General features: G+C 67.5%; 17 protein-coding genes and 1 pseudogene. 13 read left to right on the top strand and 5 right to left on the bottom strand.

Going from position 1 to position 18335, the window contains the following annotated elements:
* The first annotated feature begins 14 nt into the window (after positions 1-14).
* From BLQ28_RS29125 to BLQ28_RS29105, 5 genes are all read left to right on the top strand, one after another.
* The gene (locus BLQ28_RS29125) at positions 15-902 is read left to right on the top strand and encodes an alpha/beta hydrolase (RefSeq protein ID WP_143012599.1); all 888 of its coding nucleotides are present in this window, start codon (positions 15-17) and stop codon (positions 900-902) included.
* Positions 903-936: 34 nt separating this feature from the next.
* Entirely contained in the window at positions 937-2838 is a 1902-nt protein-coding gene (gene mutL / locus BLQ28_RS29120; protein WP_093246819.1) for a DNA mismatch repair endonuclease MutL, read from the top strand.
* Between the two features lie 192 nt (positions 2839-3030).
* Entirely contained in the window at positions 3031-3990 is a 960-nt protein-coding gene (locus BLQ28_RS29115) for an alpha/beta hydrolase (protein WP_093246978.1), read from the top strand.
* A 95-nt stretch (positions 3991-4085) separates the two neighbouring features.
* Positions 4086-5111 carry a tRNA (adenosine(37)-N6)-dimethylallyltransferase MiaA gene (miaA, locus tag BLQ28_RS29110; protein ID WP_093246818.1) on the top strand — a complete coding sequence of 342 codons (1026 nt, stop codon included), beginning with the start codon at positions 4086-4088 and terminating at the stop codon, positions 5109-5111.
* The gene (locus BLQ28_RS29105) at positions 5108-5767 is read left to right on the top strand and encodes an ABC transporter ATP-binding protein (protein WP_093246817.1); all 660 of its coding nucleotides are present in this window, start codon (positions 5108-5110) and stop codon (positions 5765-5767) included. The genes miaA and BLQ28_RS29105 overlap by 4 nt, the downstream gene beginning before the upstream one ends.
* A 15-nt stretch (positions 5768-5782) precedes the next feature.
* Here the strand turns inward: BLQ28_RS29105 and BLQ28_RS29100 are convergent, their stop codons facing one another.
* Complete coding sequence (locus BLQ28_RS29100; protein ID WP_093246816.1) at positions 5783-6748, bottom strand: threo-3-hydroxy-L-aspartate ammonia-lyase; 966 nt, start codon at positions 6746-6748, stop codon at positions 5783-5785.
* A 116-nt stretch (positions 6749-6864) separates the two neighbouring features.
* Here BLQ28_RS29100 and BLQ28_RS29095 point away from each other — a divergent pair, with 116 nt between their 5' ends.
* The 5 genes and pseudogenes from BLQ28_RS29095 to BLQ28_RS29075 all read left to right on the top strand — a co-directional run bounded on the left by BLQ28_RS29095 (position 6865) and on the right by BLQ28_RS29075 (position 11597).
* Positions 6865-7569, top strand: coding sequence for a GntR family transcriptional regulator (locus tag BLQ28_RS29095; RefSeq protein WP_093246815.1), 705 nt, complete (start codon positions 6865-6867; stop codon positions 7567-7569).
* Positions 7566-8441 (top strand): annotated as a pseudogene (locus BLQ28_RS29090) (phytanoyl-CoA dioxygenase family protein). The gene BLQ28_RS29095 and the pseudogene BLQ28_RS29090 overlap by 4 nt, the downstream one beginning before the upstream one ends.
* 3 nt (positions 8442-8444) lie before the next feature.
* On the top strand, positions 8445-9806 hold the full coding sequence (locus BLQ28_RS29085; RefSeq protein ID WP_093246814.1) for an NAD(P)H-dependent oxidoreductase: 1362 nt from the start codon (positions 8445-8447) through the stop codon (positions 9804-9806).
* A gap of 190 nt (positions 9807-9996) precedes the next feature.
* A complete protein-coding gene (locus BLQ28_RS29080; RefSeq protein ID WP_093246813.1) occupies positions 9997-10368 on the top strand; it encodes a YciI family protein in 372 nt (123 codons plus the stop codon).
* Positions 10365-11597 (top strand): RNA polymerase sigma factor, encoded by a 1233-nt coding sequence (locus BLQ28_RS29075; protein ID WP_093246812.1) that lies wholly within the window; start codon positions 10365-10367, stop codon positions 11595-11597. The genes BLQ28_RS29080 and BLQ28_RS29075 overlap by 4 nt, the downstream gene beginning before the upstream one ends.
* Positions 11598-11631: 34 nt before the next feature.
* On the opposite strand, the gene BLQ28_RS29070 is transcribed toward BLQ28_RS29075, so the two are convergent.
* The 4 genes from BLQ28_RS29070 to BLQ28_RS29055 form a co-directional block, all read right to left on the bottom strand.
* The gene (locus BLQ28_RS29070; RefSeq protein ID WP_143012598.1) at positions 11632-13335 is read right to left on the bottom strand and encodes a pectin acetylesterase-family hydrolase; all 1704 of its coding nucleotides are present in this window, start codon (positions 13333-13335) and stop codon (positions 11632-11634) included.
* A gap of 59 nt (positions 13336-13394) precedes the next feature.
* Entirely contained in the window at positions 13395-14141 is a 747-nt protein-coding gene (gene plcR, locus BLQ28_RS29065) for a phospholipase C accessory protein PlcR (protein ID WP_093246810.1), read from the bottom strand.
* 148 nt (positions 14142-14289) lie between these two features.
* The gene (locus tag BLQ28_RS29060) at positions 14290-15096 is read right to left on the bottom strand and encodes a helix-turn-helix domain-containing protein (RefSeq protein WP_093246809.1); all 807 of its coding nucleotides are present in this window, start codon (positions 15094-15096) and stop codon (positions 14290-14292) included.
* Between the two features lie 299 nt (positions 15097-15395).
* A complete protein-coding gene (locus BLQ28_RS29055) occupies positions 15396-16049 on the bottom strand; it encodes an NUDIX hydrolase (RefSeq protein ID WP_256327510.1) in 654 nt (217 codons plus the stop codon).
* Between the two features lie 174 nt (positions 16050-16223).
* On the opposite strand from BLQ28_RS29055, the gene BLQ28_RS29050 reads away from it, so the two are divergent.
* The 3 genes from BLQ28_RS29050 to BLQ28_RS29040 are packed head-to-tail and all read left to right on the top strand — an operon-like array spanning position 16224 to position 18320.
* Positions 16224-16841, top strand: coding sequence for a DUF4291 domain-containing protein (locus tag BLQ28_RS29050; RefSeq protein WP_093246807.1), 618 nt, complete (start codon positions 16224-16226; stop codon positions 16839-16841).
* 13 nt (positions 16842-16854) lie between these two features.
* Positions 16855-17427: an NADAR family protein gene (locus BLQ28_RS29045; RefSeq protein ID WP_093246806.1), complete on the top strand. Its 573-nt coding sequence runs from the start codon at positions 16855-16857 to the stop codon at positions 17425-17427.
* Positions 17424-18320 (top strand): ADP-ribosylglycohydrolase family protein, encoded by an 897-nt coding sequence (locus BLQ28_RS29040; protein ID WP_093246805.1) that lies wholly within the window; start codon positions 17424-17426, stop codon positions 18318-18320. Before BLQ28_RS29045 ends, BLQ28_RS29040 begins: the two co-directional genes overlap by 4 nt.
* Positions 18321-18335: the final 15 nt, after the last annotated feature.

The raw sequence follows: 18335 nt of genomic DNA, 5'->3' as shown, positions 1-18335 counted from the left end.
ACGGCGCCGCCGTCGTGCGCAGTCGAAGAATCTACGTCGCGCTCGCGCTGCTGGCATCGGGCGTGCTGGCGGTCGCAGGCGTGGGCGAACTGCTGAGCCATCCCGTCCATCGCTCAGCCGGTCAACCCACCGAATCGCTGCAAGCTGAAGCGGTCGAAATCCCCTACGGCACTGGCGAGCAGGTTTCAGGCTGGCGGGTTCGTGGCCGGGCGGGGGCTGGCGCAATCCTCTTGCTTCATGGGGTTCGCTCGGATCGCCGCCAGATGATGGCGCGGGCCGACTTTCTCCGTCGCCTCGGCCATTCGGTGCTGCTGATCGATCTTCCGGCGCACGGTGAAAGCAGCGGTGACCGAATCACCTTCGGCGTGCGCGAGGCCAAGGGCGTGGAGGCTGCATTGGCCTTCATGGAGCGCGAGATGCCCGATGAACCGATCGGTGTCATCGGCGTCTCCCTGGGCGCCGCTGCGTTCGTGCTTTCCGCCCCCGATTCTCATGTGCGCGCCGTGGTGCTCGAGTCGATGTATCCCACGATCGACGATGCCGTCGCCAACCGGGTGGTGCGCGTCCTGGGGCCGCCGGGTGGCCTGCTCGCGCCCCTGTTGTTGTGGCAGCTTCCCCTGCGCACCGGGATTTCGACAGGGCAACTGCGCCCCATCGAGCACGTCGGCGCGCTGCAGGCGCCCGTGCTCATCGCCGCCGGCGCGCAAGACCGGCATACCACGCCTGCGGAAACACGGCGAATCTTCGAGGCGGCCGGGAAGGCCGGGAAGGCCGGGGAGCCCCGGGAGCTCTGGATCGTGGAGGGTGCCGCCCATGTCGACCTGCACGCCTTCGCGCCGCAGGCCTATGAAAGCCGCGTGGGTGCCTTCCTGGATCGATACCTCCAGCCCAAGCCCCACTGAGTACCCAGTTTTCGCCCGCTTCTAGAATGCCCCGGTGAGCGCCCTTCCCACCCCCAACTCCCTCTCCGAACGCCGCCCGATCCGCGAGCTTCCCGACGAACTGATCAGCCAGATCGCCGCGGGCGAAGTGGTCGAGCGGCCCGCCTCGGTGGTGCGCGAGTTGCTGGACAACGCGCTCGACGCGGGCGCCCGGCAGATCACGGTGCGGCTGGCCTCGGGCGGTGTGCGGCTGATCTCGATCGAAGACGACGGCCTGGGCATTCCGCGCGAAGAACTCACGGTGGCGCTGCGCCGCCACGCCACCAGCAAGATCGCGAGCCTGAACGACCTCGAAACGGTCGGCACGATGGGCTTTCGCGGCGAGGCGCTGGCGGCGATCAATGCGATTGCCGAGCTCAGCATTCTTTCGCGCTTTGCCGGCGCCGACGGTGCGTTCTCGCTCGACGGACGCACCGGCGAGCTGCGTCCGGTGGCCCGCTCCACCGGCACCACGGTCGAAGTGCGCGAGCTGTTCTTCGCAACGCCCGCGCGCCGCAAGTTCCTGAAGACCGACGCCACCGAGCTGGCCCATTGCATTGAGGCCGTGCGCCGTCATGCGCTGGCGCGGCCCGAGGTGGGCTTTTCGATCTGGCACGACGGCAAGCTGGTCGAGCAATGGCGCGCCGCCACCACCCGCGAGCAGCGGCTGGCCGATGCCCTGAGCGACGATTTCGTGACGCAGAGCGTGGCAGTCGAGCGCGAAGGCGGACCGGTGCGCGTGGTCGGCCGCGCCGGCATTCCCGACGCGGCGCGCTCGCGCGGCGACCAGCAGTTCTTTTATGTCAACGGCCGCTTCGTGCGCGACAAGGTGCTGTCGCACGCCGTGCGCAGCGCCTACGAAGATGTGCTGCACGGCCATCGCCAGCCGATCTACGCGCTGTACCTCGAGATCGATCCGGCGCGGGTCGACGTGAACGTGCACCCGACCAAGATCGAAGTGCGCTTTCGCGATGGGCGCGAGGTGCACCAAGCGGTACGCCACGCCATCGAAGACGCGCTGGCCGCGCCGCGCGCCGGGGACGCCGTGGCGGCCTCCGGTACGCCGCAGCCCTTCTTCAAGCCGACGCCGCTTCCCTCGAACGCAAGCTGGGCACAGCCCTCCATGAATTTCGTGGCCCAGGAGCGCGGTGCCGGCGACTTCGAAGCCATGTGGCCACGACGCACCGTGGAGCAGGCCCACGAGCCGGAGTCCGCGCCTTCGCAATGGCCGCTGACCGGCGCGGCGCCGATGACCTTCCGTGCGCCCGTGGGGCTGCCTTCGGATACGGGCGCCGAAGCCGCCGCCACGCCGCCGCAGGCCACCAACGACGAAGCCTGGCCGCTCGGCCGCGCATTGGCGCAGTTGCAGGGCATCTACATCCTGGCCGAGAACAGCCAGGGCCTCGTGGTGGTCGACATGCACGCGGCGCACGAGCGCATCGTGTACGAGCGGCTGAAGACGCAGCTCGACGGCGCGTCCATCAGCAGCCAGCCGCTGCTGATTCCGGCCACCTTCGCGGCCACGCCGGAAGAAGTGGCGACGGCCGAGGCCTGCGCGGCGGTGCTGCCCACGCTGGGGCTGGAAATCACGCCTTTTTCGCCGCGCACGCTCGCGGTGCGCGCCGTGCCCGGAACGCTGGCGGATGGCGACCCGGTGGAGCTGGCGCGCAGTGTTCTGGCCGAGCTGGGCCAGCACGACGCCAGCACCGTGGTGCAGCGCGCGCAGAACGAACTGCTCTCGACCATGGCCTGCCATGGCGCCGTGCGGGCCAACCGCAAGCTCACCATCGACGAAATGAACGCCCTGTTACGTCAGATGGAAGCCACCGAGCGCTCGGACCAGTGCAACCACGGCCGGCCGACCTGGCGACAGCTGTCGATCCGCGAGCTCGACAACCTGTTCATGCGCGGTCGATAGCCGAATCAGCCCTTTTTGAGGGTTTTCGAGGGTTTTTGGCGGTCATCCGGGCGGCGGGCACGCACGTTGCATGGACTCGTGCAAAAAACGCCATCGAGCGTTGTTTCGGAGGGTTACCGGGGCGCAATGTCGGCGTGCCACGGTGAAAGCAAGTGAACTTTTCGGCCGACTTCGCTGTCCCTCAACCCCATGATGAAACGCTGGACCCTCCTCGCGTCAGTCTTTTCGCTTTGCGCCCTGCTGGCTGCCGGCTGCGCCACGCTTGACGAGCAGCAGCGCCAATGGATCTTCCAGCCCAGCGACCGCAGCTGGGGCAACACCGCCGCCATGAGCGAAGGCATGCAGGACGTCTGGATCGACTTCCAGTCGTCCATTACCGGCGAGCCCGCGCGCCTGCACGGCCTGTGGCTGGGCGGCGCACCCGAGACCACCGACACGCCCGTGCTGCTGTACCTGCACGGCGCGCGCTACAACGTGGCCGGCTCGGCGCCCCGCATCCAGCGCATGCACGAACTGGGCTTCTCGGTGCTGGCCATCGACTACCGCGGCTTTGGCAAAAGCTCCAAGGGCCTGCCCTCCGAAGAATCGGCCCGTGAAGACGCCCGCGCCGCCTGGACCTGGCTGGCCGCGCGCCACCCCAGGCAGCACCGCTACATCTTCGGCCACTCGCTCGGCGGCGCCATCGGCATCGACCTGGCGGCGCACGTGAACGACGAAAGCGGCGTGATCGTCGAAAGCACCTTCACCTCCATCGCCGACGTGGTGAGCGGCTTCAAGTGGGGCTGGCTGCCCTTCGGCCCTTTCATCACGCAGCGCTTCGAGGCGATCAACACGGTCAAGCAGATCGGCGCACCGCTGCTGGTGGTGCACGGCACGGCCGACAGCCTCATCAACCCCACGCTGGGCCGCAAGCTGTATGACGCGGCCACGGTGCCCAAGCTCTTCGTGCTGGTCGAGGGCGGCTCGCACCACGACACCAACTCGGTCGGCGAGGCGCAGTACCGCGCGGCACTGGCGCAGTTGTTCCGCATGAAGCCCGAGAGCACGGTGGCCGCCAACCGGCCGCCGCCCCGCCTTGCGCCGCCGCCGAGCGCGCCCGCCCCCCAGAACGTGCGCGGTGAAGCGCCGGCACCGGCGCCCGCCGCCATCTGAACCGAACCTGCCGCACGGCGACCAGCCGGCGCCGTGCGCGGCCGCAAGACCTGCGCGCCGGCGAGGCGCGCGCCATTTGCTACCCTCGGCGCACCATGTCTCCCAGCTTCGCTCCGGCCGCCGAGGCCGCTCCCCCGGCATCGCCAGGCGCCGCGCCTCCTGTTCCACCGCGCTACATCGCGCTTGCCGGCCCCACCGCCTCCGGCAAGACGGCCGCCGCCCTCGCCCTGGCGCGCACGCGGGCCGTCGAAATCGTCAGCGTCGATTCGGCCCTCGTGTACCGGGGCATGGACATCGGCACTGCCAAGCCCAGCCGCGCCGAGCAGGCGCAGGTGCCGCACCACCTGATCGACATCCTCGATCCGCGCGACAGCTACAGCGCCGCCGCCTTCGTGGCCGACGCCACGCGCCTCATCGACGAGATCCGCGCGCGCGGCGCGCTGCCGCTGCTGGTCGGCGGCACGATGCTCTATTTCAAGGCCCTGTTCGACGGCATCGATGCCATGCCTGCGGCCGATGCCGCCGTGCGCGCGAGCATCGACGCGGAAGCCGCCATCGTCGGCTGGCCCGCCATGCACGCGCGACTGGCCCAGGTCGACCCGGTCACGGCCGCGCGGCTCGCGCCGCAAGACAGCCAGCGCATCCAGCGTGCGCTCGAGGTGTGGGCCAGCAGCGGCCAGCCGTTGTCGAGCTTTCATGCGAGCGACAACAAGACCGCCAAGGCGGTCGAAGGGGGCCTGCTGATCTCGCTCGAACCCACCGACCGCGCCTGGCTGCATGCGCGCATCGCCGAGCGCTTCGACGCCATGCTCGCAGCCGGATTCATCGACGAAGTGAAGGCGCTGCGCGCGCGCGGCGATCTTTCGCCCGACCTGCCCTCGATGCGCTGCGTGGGCTACCGGCAGGCCTGGGAAATGCTCGACGCCTGCGGCACCGCGGCGCCCGACGCCAAGGCCCTGAATGACCTGCGCGAACGCGGCATCGCCGCCACGCGCCAGCTCGCCAAGCGTCAGATCACCTGGCTGCGCAGCATGCCGACGCGCACCGTGATCGCCTGCGACGCGCCCGACGCGGTGCAAGCCACCGTTCAACTCATCACATCGATCACAAGCCCCGGATGACGCTGCGCATTTCCAACCTCGGCAAGCACTACGGCAAGAACGGCGAAGTGCCTGTCTTCGAGAACGTGACGCTCGGCGTCGAGCCCGGCGAGTTCGTCGCCATCGTGGGCGAATCGGGTGTCGGCAAGTCGACGCTGCTCAACTGCATGGCCGGGCTCGACAGCTGGGACCAGGGCAGCGTGACGCACGACGGCATCGACATCGGCGCGCTCGACGGCGAAGCCTGCGCGCTCTGGCGCAGGCGCCGCGTGGGCTTCGTGTTCCAGGCCTTCCATGTGCTGCCGCACCTCGACGTGGCGCAGAACGTGTCGCTGCCGCTGATGCTGCTGGGCCAGCATCGCGATGAAGATCGCGTCGCCAGGATGCTCGACGCGGTCGGTTTGCCCGGCATGGGCGCCCGGCTGCCGCAGACGCTGTCGGGCGGCCAGTTGCAGCGCGTGGCCATTGCGCGTGCGCTGGTGCACCGCCCCTCACTGCTGCTGGCCGACGAGCCCACAGGCAATCTCGACCCGACCACCGCCGCGAAGGTGATGGAACTGCTGATCGGCCAGACCCGCGAGCACGGTGCTTCGCTGGTGCTGGTGACGCACTCCGAAAGCGCGGCCGCCCGCGCGGACCGCCTGCTGCACCTGACAGCAAACGGCATCCGCGCCTGACGATCTATCTGTCGTTTACTGCTGCGGCGCGAGGAAGCTCGCGTAGCGCGACAGGTCGACGTTGCCGCCGCTGATGACGATGCCCACGCGCTGGCCCGCAATCGCCTTGCCCGCAGCGATGGCGCCCGCGAAGGCCAGACACCCGGTCGGCTCGACCACCATCTTCATGCGCTCGGCGAAAAAGCGCATCGCGTCGACCAGCTGCGCGTCGGTCACGGTGAAGATGTCGTTCACGTCGCGCTTGATGATGCCGAAGGTGTACTCGCCCAGGTGCTGTGTCTGCGCGCCGTCGGCAATGGTCTTGGGCGTTTCGATGTGCACGATCTTCCCGGCACGGAACGACTGCTGGCCGTCGTTGCCCGCCTCGGGTTCCACACCGTAGATCTTGCAGTCGGGCGACAGTGCACGCGCCGACAGCGCCGAGCCCGACAGCAACCCGCCGCCGCCCAGGCACACGAAGAGGTGGTCGAGCGGGCCGGTTTCCTCGATCAATTCCTTCACCGCCGTGCCCTGCCCCGTCAGCACGTCCGGGTGGTCGTAGGGCGGAATCATCGTCATGCCGCGCTCTTGCGCGAGCCGCTTCGTCAACGCCTCGCGGTCTTCGGTGAAGCGGTCGTACAGCACGACTTCGGCGCCGTAGCCCTGCGTGGCGGCAACCTTGGCGGCCGGCGCGTCCTTCGGCATGACGATCACGGCCGGCATCGACAGCAGGCGCGCCGACAGCGCGATGGCCTGCGCGTGGTTGCCCGAAGAAAAGGCGATCACGCCGCCCTTGCGCTGTGCGGCGTCGAACTTCGACAGCGCGTTGAAGGCGCCGCGAAACTTGAACGCGCCCATGCGCTGGAAGTTCTCGCACTTGAAGAAGAACCTGGCGCCCCAGCGTTCATTGGCGGTGGTCGATTGCAGCACCGGCGTGCGGTGGGCATGGCCTTCGAGCCGCGCGGCCGCGGCGATGACGTCGTCGTAGGTAGGGAGTTGCATCACCCGAGCTTAGCGGGGCTCGCCGTTCTTTTGCACCCCCTGGTGGGTAAAAACCCGGGTGCACGTTCGCCTTGAAGTTCGTACTCTGTATACAGAGTTCAGAACCCGGAGCCCCTATGCCCGCCCAGCTCGTCAGCATCGAAGCCGCGCCCGACCTTGTCGACCAGGTCTACCGTGCCCTTCTGGGCGCCATCTGCGGCGGCACGCTGGCGCCGGGCGAGCGCATCACGCAGGAAGACATCGCGCAGCGGTTGTCGGTGTCGCGCCAGCCGGTGCTGCAGGCGCTGCGGCTGCTGAAGAAAGACGGCTTCGTGCTCGACGCACCCGGCCGCGGCGTGCTGGTGGCACCGCTCGATGCCGAAGGCATGCGCCAGATCTACCAGGTGCGCGGCGCGCTCGACGTGCTGGCCGCGCGGCTCGCGGCGCAGCAGCGCTTTCGCATCGACCCGAAGCTCATCGAACGCGGCCGCCGTGCGGCGCGCGGGCGCAATGTCGAAGCCATGATCGATGCCGACGTGGCCTTTCACCAGGCCATCTACGAAGCCTCGGGCAATCCACTGATCGGCCAGAGCGCCAACCCGCACTGGCGCCACCTGCGCCGCGCGATGGGCGCGGTGCTGCAGGCCGAGCCCCAGCGCGAATCGCTCTGGGACGAACACGAAGCCATTGCCGCGGCCATCGCCGCCGGCAACGCCGAGCGCGCGGCGCGCCTGAGCGAGCAGCACGTTGCCAAGGCCAGCGAGGCACTGGGCGAGCGGCTTGCCCGGCAGTTGCTCGCACACGCCGCATCCACACCCGCCACGCAAGGAGACAAGGCATGAAGTTGACCCCCGAGCAACGCGCGCAGTTCGAGCGCGAGGGCTACCTGTTCTTCCCCGGCCACTTCTCGGCCGAAGAGACGAAGGTGCTGACCGATGCGGTGCCCGCGCTGTACAGCCGGCGCGAGGCCTTCAACGTGCGCGAGAAAGGCTCCGATGCCGTGCGCACGAATTTCGCCGCGCACCTCATCAGCGAGCCCTTCGCACGGCTGGCGCGCCACCCGCGCATGGTCGGCCCGGTGACCGATCTCTTCGAGGAAGAGGTCTACATGCACCAGTTCAAGATCAACGGAAAGATGGCCTTCGAGGGCGACGTGTGGCAGTGGCACCAGGACTACGGCACCTGGCTCAATGACGACCTGATGCCCACCGAGCGCGCGATGAACGTGGCTATTTTTCTGGACGACGTGAACTAGCACAACGGCCCGCTGATTTTCATTCCGGGCAGCCACCGCAAGGGCGTGATGGATGCAAAGCATGACCTCACCACCACCAGCTACCCGCTCTGGACGGTGGACAACGACCTGATCGCGCAGCTCGTGGACCGCGCCGGCGGCAAGCACGGTGGCATCGTCTCGCTCAAGGGCCCGGCCGGTTCGATGATCCTGTTCCACAGCTGCCTCGTGCATGCCTCGGGCAGCAACCTCTCGCCCTTCAACCGCGTGGCCGTGTACCTGAGCCTGTGCGCCGTCAGCAACCACATCCGCCGCCACAAGCGGCCCGAGTACATCGCCCACCGGGACTTCACGCCCATCGAGATGCTGCCCGACGACTGCCTGCTGAAGCCCTACCCCGTCGATGTGCCCTGGAAGAAGGGCCTGCCCGAAAGCGCGCTGATGACATCGCTCGACCTGCTCGACACCGCGGAGGCCTGACCCATGAGCCTGCATGCCCGCCTGCAACAGCGCGCCGCCGAAGGCCGCCCCATCCGCATCGGCCTGATCGGCGCCGGCAAGTTCGGCGCGATGTACCTCGCGCAAGTGCCGCGCACACCCGGCGTTCAGCTGGTGGCGATTGCCGACCTGTCGCCCGATGCCGCCCGCGTCAACCTGGCGCGCGTGGGCTGGGAGCCAGCCCGCGCGTCGGCCGGCTCCGTGCAGGAGGCGCTGAAGCACGGCACCACCTGGATCACCGACGACTGGCAGGCGGTGACGCGCGAGCCCTCCATCGACATCGTGGTCGAGTGCACCGGCAACCCGATCGCGGCGGTCGACCACTGCCTCGATGCCTTTGCGCACGGCAAGCACGTGGTCAATGTGACGGTCGAGGCCGACGCCTTCTGCGGCCCGCTGCTCGCGCGCCGGGCGCAGCAGGCAGGCGTGATCTATTCGCTGGCCTTCGGCGACCAGCCCGCGCTGATCTGCGACCTGGTCGACTGGGCGCGCACCTGCGGCTTTCCGGTGGTGGCGGCCGGGCGCGGCCACAAGTGGCTGCCGCACTTCACCGAATCGACACCCGAGACGGTGTGGGGCAACTACGGCCTGACGCCGGAACAGGCGCAACGCGGCGGGCTCAATCCGAAGATGTTCAACAGCTTTCTCGATGGCTCCAAGCCGTCGATCGAAAGCTCGGCTGTCGCCAACGCCACCGGCCTCACGGTGCCATCGGACGGGCTGCTCTACCCGCCCGCGAGCGTGGAAGACATTCCCTTCGTCACGCGGCCGCGCAGCGAAGGCGGCGTGCTGGAGCGCAAGGGCATGGTCGAGGTTGTCTCCTCGCTCGAAGCCGATGGGCGAAAGATCCCCTACGACATCCGCATGGGCGTGTGGGTCACGGTCGAGGCCGAGACCGACTACATCAAGAACTGCTTCGAGGAATACAACGCCCACACCGACCCGAGCGGGCGCTACTTCACGCTGTACAAGCGCTGGCACCTGATCGGGCTCGAAGTCGGCATGTCGGTGGCCAGCGTGGCGCTGCGCGGCGAACCGACCGGCGTGGCCACCTGCTGGAACGCCGACGTGGTGGCCACCGCCAAGCGCGACCTCGCCGCGGGCGAGATGCTCGACGGCGAAGGCGGCTACACGGTGTGGGGCAAGCTCTTGCCGGCCGACCGCTCGCTGCGCCTGGGCGGCCTGCCGCTCGGGCTGGCGCACAACGTCAGGCTGGTGCGACCGGTCAAGAAGGGCCAGAGCCTCTGCTGGGCCGACGTGGCGATCAACACGACGACCGCCGCCTACAGGCTGCGCGCCGACATGGAGTCGATGTTCGCGCCGTCGCTGCAGGTCAGGTTTGCCTAGCTAAGGTGTTGTCCGGGCGCGGGGCCGCGCCCGGTGAACCGGGCTGGTGGATCAGCGCATTGCGCCAAACCGCAATCGCGTAAAAAATATTCGTCTCGGCACAGGGCTTCGTGTCGAAATGACCGGCAGCGGGCCGTCATTGGGGTGAGCGATGTTGCTCAAGCCAACTTTTCCATGACGGAGAGACACCATGCAATACATGTTGATGTTCTATCAGCCCGCGTCCGAATTCGAACAACGCGACGACGCGTCCTCGCAGGCCTACCGCGCCAGTTGGATCGCGTACGCCGACGCCGTGCGGCAGGCCGGCATCTCGCTCGGCGGGCACGGCCTGTTTCCGCCCATGACCGGCACCACGCTGCGCGTGCGCGGCGACAAGCGCCAGGTGCAGGACGGCCCCTTCGCGGACACCAAGGAGCAGCTCGGCGGCTACTTCGTGGTCGACGTGCCCGACCTCGATGCCGCGCTCGAATGGGCGGCACGCGCGCCTTGCGCCACCAGTGGCGGCGTGGAGGTTCGACCGGTCTTCGTGGCCACGGCCATGGCGGCGGCCACAGCGTGAACGACCCGGCGGCTCACCAGGCCGCCGAACGGGCGGCCCGCGCGTCGTACGGTCGACTGCTGGCCATCCTCTCGGCGCGCACGCACGACATCGCGGCGTCGGAAGACGCGCTGTCCGATGCCTTTGCGCGCGCGCTCGAGCGCTGGCCCGTGGACGGCATTCCCGACAAGCCCGACGCCTGGCTGCTGAGCGTGGCACGGCACCGCAAGCTCGATGCGTGGCGCCACACCCGCGTGCAGGACAAGGCCACGCAGACGCTGCTGCTGCTGGCCGGCGAGGCCGACATGGCCGATGCCGAAGGTGCGACCGTACCCGACGAGCGGCTGCGCCTGCTCTTCGTGTGCGCGCACCCTGCCATCGACGCACCAGCGCGCGCACCGCTCATGCTGCAGACCGTGCTCGGCCTCGACGCCGCTCGCATGGCGGGCGCCTTTCTCACTTCGCCTTCGACGCTCGGGCAGCGGCTGGTGCGCGCCAAGGCCCGCATCCGCGCGGCCGGCATTCCCTTCGAATACCCGCAGCCGCGCGACCTGCCGCAGCGGCTGCAGGACGTGCTCGACGGCATCTACGCCGCCTACGGCACCGGCTGGGAAGACGTCGATGGCGCCGACGCGCTGCCGCGCGGCCTGACCGCCGAGGCCATCGACCTGGGCCGCATCCTCTGCCACCTGATGCCCGACGAGCCCGAGCCGCTGGGCCTGCTGGCGCTGATGCTGTTCTGCGAAAGCCGCACCGCCGCGCGGCGCAGCGAAACCGGCGCCTACGTGCCACTCGACCAACAGGACATCACGCGCTGGAACCACGAACTGCTCGCGCAGGCCGAGCACCACCTGCGGCAAGCCTCCGGCATGCAATCGCTCGGTACCTACCAGCTGGAGGCCGCGATCCAGTCGGCGCACTGCGAACGCCGCGCCGGGGCACCGGTGCCACCCGAAACGCTGGTGGCGCTGTACGAGGGCCTGCTGGCGCTGCGCCCGAGCATCGGGGCGCAGGTCAGCCGCGCGTGCGCGCTGGCGAATGCGCGCGGGCCCGACATCGGCCTGCAGGCGCTCGACGCGATTCCCGCAGACCAGGTGACGAACTACCAGCCCTTCTGGGCGGCCCGCGCCCATCTGCTCGCAGCTGGCGGCGCGCGTGCCGCGGCCCGGCAGGCCTACGACCGCGCCATCGGGCTGAGTGCCAATGCGGCGGTGCGCAGCTATCTGGGTGCGATGGCGGCCCGGCTCTGACACTGCCGCAGGCGGCTCATCGCACAGCGTTCACTCAAGCGGCCGATCCGTCGAAGACGCGGAACCAGCTGAGGACGGTGCCAATCAAGCTGCCCACGCTGAACGACTCCCCGGGTGCCCCGACTTCCTTGAGCACCGGAAGGCTCGCAAGGCTCTCGGTACTCACGAGATTGTTCAGGAAGAAACCCACGTCGCCGTTGAACTCGGGTGCGATCCGCCCACCGTCGTCGCGCAGGTTCGATGCGCGCCAGATATCGGTGCCCGCGAACGTGAGCGCCGTCGTCACGTGACTGCCCAGGAGCACATACCGCGACCAGGGCATGTAGTACCCATAGTTGGGCAGCGGGCCGAGTTCGGCGCGCACCAGGTTCATCTCCTTGGTGAAGAGCTTCATCTTCGCCTCGCGAAAGGCATCGCCCGTCAGGCCAACGACTTCGGCGTTCTGGCCACCGACGAAGGCGAAGCTGGAGATGACCTGGTCCTGCTGGAAGCTGCCCAGGCCGAGACGGTCTTGGGCGTACCGCTTGGAGAGCACCTTGTTGAGGTTGCCGGTGTCGCCACCACGGCTCTTCAACAGCTCGACCTTCTCGCCCGTGGCCTTCTCCCAGCGCGCGACCAGCCCCTTGGCCTGCTCCGCGTATTCCGGATGGCCCGGCGTTTTCGCATCGGCAGCGGTGGGCTGCTGGAACCACCCCCAAGCATCGGTGACCTTCTGCCAGAACTTCACCGCGGGCGTCTTGTCGAGGTCGCTCGCCAGGATTTCTTCACGCTGCTTGTAGATCGGCGCCGGGAGAATGGGACCGGAATCATCGAACATCGCAACCCGCGTCTTGTCGCCTGCCAGGGCCTCGCGGATCATCGGGTAGTTGGCCAGCGACGAGTAGCCACCTGCGCTGGCGCCATAGACCAGCAATTGCTGGATCGACTTCCTGCTCGACAGGCTCTCTGCAAACTTGTTCTGGCGCAGGAACGCCATCGCAGCGCGCACGTTGTTCAGGCCGTTGAAGTTGGCCTTCTTGCTGTTCTGCGGATTGCTCGGATCTTCGAAGACCCTGAAGCTCGCGCCCGAGTTGACGTCACCGGTGCAGTACGGAAACACCAGCTTGGTCCATCGCTGCGTTTCCGGCTGCGACGTGAACTTCGGAAAATTCCACCAACTTCGGTTGTCCAGCGTGCCCGTGCCTCGGCCGAAGACGAAGTACGCAGCCGCATTGGTCAGGAAGGTGTTGCCGTCGAGCACCGGTGACGTAAGGGCGGTGGCGGTCTTGGTCAGGATGCCATCGCCCTGGATGTAGCCCGAGGCCAGGCCGTCGGGATTGGATGCGCCGAGCTTGGAGCCCGGCTTGCACGAATCGAAGTCCCAGCACGCGCCGCCGCCTTCGAAGTCGACCAGCACCTTGTCCCGCATGCTCGCCTCGGACGCGATCTTGTAATACATCCGGTAGGGCGTTCCATTCATGCACGATGCGCCCGAACTGGCCGGAAAGGTGTACTCCACCCAGGTGTCCAGATCGGCGGTCCACACGGGGCCGGCCGCGGGCACGATGGTCTGCCCCGGCTTGGAGCTGGACTTCAGCCCTGCGTTGTACCTGGCCGTCGACTCGTCGATGAATGCCTGCGCATCGGCCCTGCTCTTCTGGACCTGCGGGGTCGCGGCCGGCGCGGCGCCGGCCGTGGCCATCGAAAGCATGAAGGCCAGCGCGGCCGCCAACCTCCAGAGTGTTCTTGTTCGATGCATGGCTGTGTCTCTCCTGTGTTGTGAATGGAATGGAATCGAATCGATGGGATGGATCAGGATCAGTAGTGGCGCCGCCGTATCTCGAGCTCGCGCTGCGCCATCGCCGCTTGCCGCGCTTCAGGGTCCTGAATGGAGGACTGCACTTCGCTGACCATCCGATCGCGCTCCTGCGCATAGCTCTGGAAGCGCGATTCGGTGATGGGCTCGGGGCCCACGACCTGCTTGGCATACGCCTCCAGCGAAGCCGTCAACCGCTTCGTGAGTTCGCTGCGGACCACCGGGTCCGATTCGCCGATCTGAAGCAGCGCGGTGGTGGTCGCCAAGGCCTCGCGCGGAAGAATCTCGCCATTGGCCACGTGCTCGGGCAACTGCTGCAGGACTTCGTAAGACTCCTGTTGCCGCTCTTCGTCGCTCAGGCTCGGAAGCACTTCGGCAAGGACGTTCATGCGGTCGCGAAAGCGTGCGAGCTTGACCAGGCGATCGACCTCGTCTTCAACGTTCTTGCCGCTGCCTGCAAGGTCGCGCCTCAGTTGATCGACGTCCAGGCCGCGCTCCAGAGGGCCGGCCGACAGGAGATAAGGCGATGCGCCCGGAGCGAACGGCTTGTAGCCAGCGGCCCGCTGCGCCAGCACGACGCCGCCCTGCGTTGTCGTTTGTGTGCCTGTGGATGCAGAACTTTTGTTCTCTGCCTCAGAGGTCGCCTGTGCACTGCCCTGGTCGGCAAACAACAGCCAGAGCACCACGACAGCCACCACGACGCCAACGCCCATGATGAGCTTGCCGCCAGTCGGAAAGCGAAATTTCATGCGGATCCTCACCTGTCTCCAGTTGTTCTTGTGTGCCTCTCGGGGCACGCGTGGAGACTAGCCAGCAGGGTCCGCGCTGACTTGTACGAAGGTGCTGAATTGCAGCCCGGCCGATCACACCGAACCGCGCGGGAACGATGTCGACCCGCTAGGCCTTGCCGGCGAGCGAGCGCCAGGCATCGGGCGCATGCCCATCCGTCACGACCTTCACCTCTCGCACCACGAACGAAGGCTGCAGCCCGAATGAATCGCGGAATGTGCGGCTCATGTGTGCCGCATCCGAAAAGCCGCTGGCCAGCGCGATGTGCGTCAGCGGCTGGCCGTCGGCCAGCTGCACGCTGGAGCGCCGCAGCTTGCTCCACAACAGGTAGCGCTTGACCGACATTCCCATCTGTTCGCGGAACAGATGGCTCAACCGGCCGCGCGACAGGCACGCCATCAGCGACAGCTCTTCGCGCTGCAGCAGGCTCGGGTGCGTGCGGATCATCTGCAGCAGGCGTTCGATGCGTGGGTCCATCTGCGTCGACAACGCGGCCGACCCCGTCACCGCATCCACCATGCGCTGGCTGAGCGACCTCACGCGCGCATCGCAGAGCACGCCATGCAACGCCGGCTCGAAGCTGTCGCGCAAGCTGCCGAAGACACGTGCATCGAGCGGCATGATGCGGCGCCCGCCCATCCATGCCGACAGCATGCGGCAGGTGCTCGACGCGGGATCGAGGTTGATCGAGATCAGCCCGCCGCAATCGGCATCGAGCCGGCGCGGCACATCGGGCGCCACCACCGCGGCCGTGCAATGCGCGCGCGTGCCGTCACGCGCCTCCAGCATGAACGGATGCCCGCTGATCGATACCAGCAAGGTCAACGCAGGACGGGCGGTCAGCCCCGATCGGATGGCCGGCGTGATGTAGGCGAAGCCGTCGTCCCACAGGTGCAGCAGGGACTGCGCGCTCATCGCACGAACGCCTCGCCGCGAACCCGAAAAACGGAAGATCCCTCGCGACTGCAATGCATGGGCAAGCCCGCCTTTTCTTCTGCGTGTTGCGCCTGCCGTGCGGTGCCCGCGCGGCACCTCCTCCCAAACGCCCCGCAGTGTAGGCACCGCAAGGCCAGAGGGCGTCTAGGGTTAGTCTTTAAGCAGAAAGAGTCGCGCGGTGCGTTGCTTACACAGAGGAAATAGAGGCTTACAAACCGTCGTCGCTGGGTGCCTGCATCTGCTTCGTGCGGCCCCGAAACCTTCGATGGCCGCGACAGCTACCGGGCGTTGAATGTGCGAGGAAACAGCGCCGCCTGCGAGCGGTCGCGCAAGCGGTAGCTCATGGCCGGCCGGCCCAGGCTGCCGGTGACCATGCCGGCCTCTTCCATGAATTCGCCGTCGAGCATGCGCTTGCGGAAAGCGCTCTTGTCCATGTCGCGCCCCAGCACCACCTCGTAGGTGTGCTGCAGTGCCGGCAGCGTGAAGGGTTCTTCGATCAGGAAGGCTGGCAGCGAGGTGTACTCGACCTTGCTGCGAAGCCGGGCGATGGCGGCATCGAGCAGCTCGCCGTGGTCGAAGGCCAGCCGCTTGCGCGATGCGGCACCGACCTCGAACCACGCCACCTCCGCCGCGTTGGCACCGCTGCGCAACTGCATCGCCTGCGCCGGAATCAGCGCATAGAAGCAATGCGTGGCAGACCAGCCGCGCGGGTCGCGCTGCGCACCACCCCAACTGCCGAGCTGTTCGAGGTACGGCGCCTCGACGCCGGTTTTCTCGCGCAGCTTGCGCAAAGCGCAATCGAGCAGCGAAGCGTCTTCATCGATGTTCACGAAGCCGCCCGGCAACGCCCACTTGCCGGGAAACGGCTCGGCCGTATCGACGGGCCGCCGAACCAGCAAGACCTGCAAAGCGTCTTCGAGCACGGTGAACATCACGACGTCGACCGTGACCAACGGACGCGGAAAGGTCAACGGCGGAAATTTCGAGGCAGAGGTGTTCACGGGGATGGGTTGACTTCGTCTTTATTAGTTGTACTATACAACCCATAATTAGTTGCACAGAACAACTTACGAAATCAGCAAGAACAAGAACACGAGCAACACAAGATGAACAACGCTGTCACACCACTCCCCACCGAGCTGCACATCGCGCAGCGCGCACGCTGGCCGCAAAGTGGCCCGCACATCCTTGCGCACCATGACGCCGAGTCGGTCATCGTCTACCAGGCCTATCGCCCCGCCATTGGCGAGTACGCGATCCGGCACGGTCGGCTCGACGGCCCGGACTTCAGCCTTTCGCGCATGAGCTGGATCAAGCCAAACTTCCTCTGGATGATGTACCGCTCCGGCTGGGGCACCAAGCAAGGCCAGGAAGTGACGCTCGGGCTTCGGCTGCGCCGCGCCTTCTTCGAGCGCGTGGTGCGCGAGGCCGTGCCGTCGACCTTCGACCCCAGCTATCCGAGCCGCGAAGCGTGGCAGGCCGCCGTCGCCCGATCGGAGGTGCGCCTGCAATGGGACCCGGATCACGCGCCGAGCGGCAACAAGCTGGAGCGCCGGGCCATCCAGCTCGGGCTGCGTGGCCGCACGCTCGCGGCATTCGCGCACGAAGAACTGCTGGAGGTCATCGACATGCGCCCCTTCGTGGACGCCCAGCGCCCACTGGCGCAAAACGACAACCCCGAACTGCAATTGCCGGTCGAGCATCCGCTGGACATCGGCCCCTGACGAAAAGAAAAGAATGACGACGCATACATCGACAACACCGCGCGGCATCAAGGACCTGCCCGCCTACTTCGCGCAAGGGCATCGCACCGAATACCTTTTGTTCTGGGGTCATCAGGCCCCGAAGACCGGTGTGAACAAGAGCTGCTTCAGCCAGTGGTTCGAAGCCGCGTTCACCCTCGAAGGCATCAAGTACCGCACGGCGGAGCACTTCATGATGGCCGGCAAGGCGCGCCTGTTCGGCGATGCCCAGACCTGCGAACGGATCATCGCGGCGCGCACGCCCAGCGAAGCCAAGAAGCTCGGCCGCGAGATCCGCGACTTCGACGAAGCCGCGTGGGTGCAAGCGCGCCTGGACATCGTGACGCGCGGCAACATCGCCAAGTTCTCGCAGAACCCCGCACTGGGCGCCTTCCTTCTCGGCACGGGCCACCAGGTGCTGGTGGAGGCCAGCCCGGTCGATCCGATCTGGGGCATCGGCCGTGCCGCCACCGATTCGGCCGCGCAAGACCCTCGCGAATGGCGAGGCCTCAACCTGCTGGGCTTTGCGCTGATGGCCGCACGCGACGCATTGAGGCAAGCGCAATGAGCACCGACCGCTACCGGGGTTGCCTGCTCGGACTGGCATGCGGCGACGCGGTCGGCACCACGGTCGAGTTTTGCGCGCGCGGCACCTTCGAGCCCGTCACCGACATGCGGGGCGGCGGCCCCTTCGGCCTACTTCCCGGCGAATGGACCGACGACACCTCGATGGCCTTGTGCCTTGCGGCAAGCCTGATCCATTGCCAGGGCTTCAACGCCACCGACCAGATGAACCGCTACTGCAACTGGCGCAGCGTGGGCTACATGAGCAGCACGGGGAACTGCTTCGACATCGGCATCACGGTGTCGGGCGCCCTCACTCGCTACCTCGCATCGGGCGACCCGTTCGCGGGCGACCCCGACCCGCGCACCGCCGGCAACGGCGCATTGATGCGGCTCGCGCCCGTGGCGATGTTCTTCGCGCCGGGCATCGAAGCGACCTGGCGGCAGGCCGGCGACAGCACGCGCACCACGCATGGCGCGCTGGAAGCCATCGAATGCTCGCGGCTCTTCGCATTGCAATTGCGCGCGGCGTTGCAGGGAGAAAGCAAGGCGGCGATTCTTTCGACCGCGCCACTCGAGCCCTTGAGCGAGAAAGTCGCCGCACTGGCACGCGGCGACTACACGGCCAAGGCACGCGAACACATCAAGGGCTCAGGCTATTGCGTCGAGTCGCTCGAAGCGGCGCTCTGGTGCTTCGCGCACACGGACTCCTTCGAACAGGCCGTGCTTGCCGCGGCCAACCTCGGCGACGACGCCGACACCACCGCCGCAATCTGCGGCCAGTTGGCAGGCGCCTTCTACGGTGCGGGCGCCATTCCAACCGGTTGGCTCGAACAGCTCGTGATGCGCGCCGAGATCGAGCAGATGGCAGACCAGTTGCTCGCGCTCGCCCGCTGAAGGCAGCGGCGCGCC

It is taken from the genome of Variovorax sp. EL159 (assembly GCF_900100965.1).
GTDB lineage: Bacteria > Pseudomonadota > Gammaproteobacteria > Burkholderiales > Burkholderiaceae_C > Variovorax.
The sequence above is the reverse complement of the archived record's forward strand: the minus strand, read 5'-3'. Positions and strand labels throughout refer to the sequence as shown.

What these genes read in the sequence shown, in the direction of transcription:
- BLQ28_RS29115 (WP_093246978.1), top strand. Translation starts at nt 3,031, where the DNA reads ATGAAACGCTGGACCCTCCTCGCGTCAGTCTTTTCGCTTTGCGCCCTG.
- miaA (WP_093246818.1), top strand. Translation starts at nt 4,086, where the DNA reads ATGTCTCCCAGCTTCGCTCCGGCCGCCGAGGCCGCTCCCCCGGCATCG.
- BLQ28_RS29105 (WP_093246817.1), top strand. Translation starts at nt 5,108, where the DNA reads ATGACGCTGCGCATTTCCAACCTCGGCAAGCACTACGGCAAGAACGGC.
- BLQ28_RS29100 (WP_093246816.1), bottom strand. Translation starts at nt 6,748, where the DNA reads ATGCAACTCCCTACCTACGACGACGTCATCGCCGCGGCCGCGCGGCTC.
- BLQ28_RS29095 (WP_093246815.1), top strand. Translation starts at nt 6,865, where the DNA reads ATGCCCGCCCAGCTCGTCAGCATCGAAGCCGCGCCCGACCTTGTCGAC.
- BLQ28_RS29085 (WP_093246814.1), top strand. Translation starts at nt 8,445, where the DNA reads ATGAGCCTGCATGCCCGCCTGCAACAGCGCGCCGCCGAAGGCCGCCCC.
- BLQ28_RS29080 (WP_093246813.1), top strand. Translation starts at nt 9,997, where the DNA reads ATGCAATACATGTTGATGTTCTATCAGCCCGCGTCCGAATTCGAACAA.
- BLQ28_RS29070 (WP_143012598.1), bottom strand. Translation starts at nt 13,335, where the DNA reads ATGCATCGAACAAGAACACTCTGGAGGTTGGCGGCCGCGCTGGCCTTC.
- plcR (WP_093246810.1), bottom strand. Translation starts at nt 14,141, where the DNA reads ATGAAATTTCGCTTTCCGACTGGCGGCAAGCTCATCATGGGCGTTGGC.
- BLQ28_RS29060 (WP_093246809.1), bottom strand. Translation starts at nt 15,096, where the DNA reads ATGAGCGCGCAGTCCCTGCTGCACCTGTGGGACGACGGCTTCGCCTAC.
- BLQ28_RS29055 (WP_256327510.1), bottom strand. Translation starts at nt 16,049, where the DNA reads ATGTTCACCGTGCTCGAAGACGCTTTGCAGGTCTTGCTGGTTCGGCGG.
- BLQ28_RS29050 (WP_093246807.1), top strand. Translation starts at nt 16,224, where the DNA reads ATGAACAACGCTGTCACACCACTCCCCACCGAGCTGCACATCGCGCAG.
- BLQ28_RS29045 (WP_093246806.1), top strand. Translation starts at nt 16,855, where the DNA reads ATGACGACGCATACATCGACAACACCGCGCGGCATCAAGGACCTGCCC.
- BLQ28_RS29040 (WP_093246805.1), top strand. Translation starts at nt 17,424, where the DNA reads ATGAGCACCGACCGCTACCGGGGTTGCCTGCTCGGACTGGCATGCGGC.